General features: G+C 65.7%; 2 protein-coding genes. Both read left to right on the top strand.

The genetic code is table 11. The features are described 5' to 3' along the window. Positions 1-103: 103 nt before the first annotated feature. Positions 104-1630 (top strand): exopolyphosphatase, encoded by a 1527-nt coding sequence (gene ppx / locus AB4Y84_RS19110; protein ID WP_025878116.1) that lies wholly within the window; start codon positions 104-106, stop codon positions 1628-1630. A gap of 317 nt (positions 1631-1947) precedes the next feature. Continuing rightward, positions 1948-2528: TonB-dependent receptor plug domain-containing protein (locus tag AB4Y84_RS19115; RefSeq protein ID WP_442250674.1), on the top strand; the 581-nt coding region annotated here is incomplete at its 3' end.

The following is a 2528-nucleotide window of genomic DNA, read 5'->3' on the forward strand; positions in this document are numbered from 1 at the left end:
CGTCGATTCGGCGGGTGCAGGGCGCAGCCCTGCCGCACTCCCCCCACAAAATGTGAAGGCCACACGGTGACGAGTTCACCGCCCCTTCGGCTAACATTCGCCCATGCCGCATACCACCACGACTCCGCCCGCATTGCAGGATGGCGACCTGCTGGCCGCCATCGACCTTGGCTCCAATAGTTTCCACATGGTCATCGCGCGTTACACGCTTGGCCAGCTGCGGGTGATCGACCGCCTGCGCGAAACCGTGCGCATGGCCGACGGCCTGGACGGCAAGGGTGGACTCTCCGCCGCAGCGCGACAGCGCGCGCTGGAGTGCCTTGCCCGCTTCGGCCAGCGCATCCGCAATGTTCCGCCGCATCGCGTGCGTGCACTGGCCACCAATACAGTGCGCCAGCTGCGTTCGCCGCAGGCCTTCCTGATGCCGGCCGAAACCGCGCTCGGGCACGCCATCGAAGTGGTCAGTGGCCGCGAAGAGGCGCGCCTGATCTATCTGGGCGTGGCCCATGCACAACCGCCCAAGCCCGATCAGCATCGACTGGTCATCGACATCGGTGGCGGCTCGACCGAGTTCATCATCGGCAAGGGCATGCAGACCCTGGAGCGCGAGAGCCTGCAGGCCGGCTGCATCGCCAGCACCCGTCGCTTTTTCCCGGGCGGCAAACTCAGCAAGAAGCGCTGGAAGGACGCACTGGCCGAGATTGGCCGGGAGTTCCAGCCCTTCGCCAGCAAATACCGCGCGCTGGGCTGGCAGGAAGCACTGGGGTCGTCTGGTACCCACAAGGCCATCAGCGAAATCTGCGCGACGATGAAGCTGAGCAAGGGTGCGATCACCGCCGAGGCGTTGCCGCAGCTCCGCGATGAGCTGCTGAAGGCCAAGAAGATCGACGACATCGTGCTGCCTGGCCTGTCCAGCGATCGCCGCCCGATCATCGCCGGCGGCATCCTGGTGCTGGAGGCCGCCTTCCAGGCGCTGGGCCTGCAGAAGCTGCTGGTCAGCAAGGCCGCGATGCGCGAGGGCATCCTCTATGACATCCTCGGCCGTGCCGGCGACAACGACCCGCGCGATGAATCGGTGGCCGCCCTCACCCATCGCTATGGCATCGATACGGTGCAGGCCGGCCGCGTGCAGGACACCGCGCTGTCGTTGCTGGAGCAGGTGCAGGAGCGCTGGAAGCTGGATGCCGATGACGCACGCATGCTTGGCTGGGCCGCACGCCTGCATGAGCTGGGGCTGATGATCGCCCACAGCGGTTACCACGTGCATGGCAGCTACGTGCTGGAAAACTCGGATATCGCCGGCTTCTCGCGGCAGGAACAGCAGATGCTGGCGACGCTGGTGCGCAATCACCGCCGCGGCATCAGCAAGACCGCCTTCGATGCCATTCCCGAACGCCTGCTGCTGACCGCACGGCGCCTGGCTGCCCTGCTGCGCCTGGCGGTCCTGCTCAACCGCGCGCATGAGGACGCACCGCTGCCGGTGCTGGAACTGACTGCCGACGACAGCCGCCTGTCGCTGATCGTGCCGCAGGACTTCATCGATGCGCGCCCGCTGCTGCGCGCCGACCTGATCGGCGAGACCGAAGGCATCGCCGGGCTGGGCATCCAGTTCCGTCCGTTCGTGGTCTGATCAGGACGCCGAGGGCGCCCACGCATCACCCGTCGGCGCCCGATTACATTTCGTTACAGTTCGCGCAATCGACCGCCGATTCCTGCTGCACCGCAGCAGCTGGCGGGGACGGTGTGCGCCTCGTCCTGACGTAAACCCCTGCTTTTGTTCACGTTTGGTGAAAACGCGCGATGCGTAACGACACAAAGCGACACGCGCTCTTTACAGAGCATTAACCAACGAGACTACTATCGGGTCATCGGCTCGGTCCTGGACCTGCCGATTCCTTCGACGCCCGTTTTGGCGTCCTTTGCACGACCCGAGAGAGAGAGCTCGTCATGACTTCACGCACCACCGCACTGGGGCAGGCCATCCGCTACGCCCTGGCAACCACCGCGACGCTGGCTGCGCTGCCGGCGTTCGCCCAGAGCAGCAGCACCGCCTCGCCGACCAACCTGGACCGCATCGAGATCACCGGTTCCCGTATCCGCCAGGTGGACGTTGAAACGTCGCAGCCGGTACTGGCACTGACCCGCGCCGACATCGAGCGCCAGGGATTCAGCTCGGTGTCGGACATCCTGCAGAACGTGACCGCGATGGGCAGCCCGACCATCAGCCGCGCCAACGTGCTGTCGGCCGGTGAGGATGCTGGTGGTACCTACGTGAACATGCGCAACCTGGGCACCCAGCGCACGCTGGTGCTGGTCAACGGCAAGCGCATGGGTATCAGCACCTCGGGCTACCAGGACGTGTCGACCCTGCCGGTGTCTGCGGTCGAACGTATTGAAGTGCTGAAGGACGGCGCCTCGGCGATCTACGGTTCCGACGCGATGGCCGGCGTGATCAACATCATCACCCGCACCAACGTCAACGGCGTCACCGCCAACGTCTACCACGGCCAGTACAGCGAGGGCGACGG

Origin of the sequence: Stenotrophomonas sp. 2YAF22, from assembly GCF_052114665.1 — a bacterium.
In the GTDB taxonomy this organism is placed as follows: Bacteria; Pseudomonadota; Gammaproteobacteria; order Xanthomonadales; family Xanthomonadaceae; genus Stenotrophomonas; species Stenotrophomonas indicatrix.

Coding starts and splice junctions, on each gene's coding strand:
- ppx (WP_025878116.1), top strand. CDS start 104: ATGCCGCATACCACCACGACTCCGCCCGCATTGCAGGATGGCGACCTG.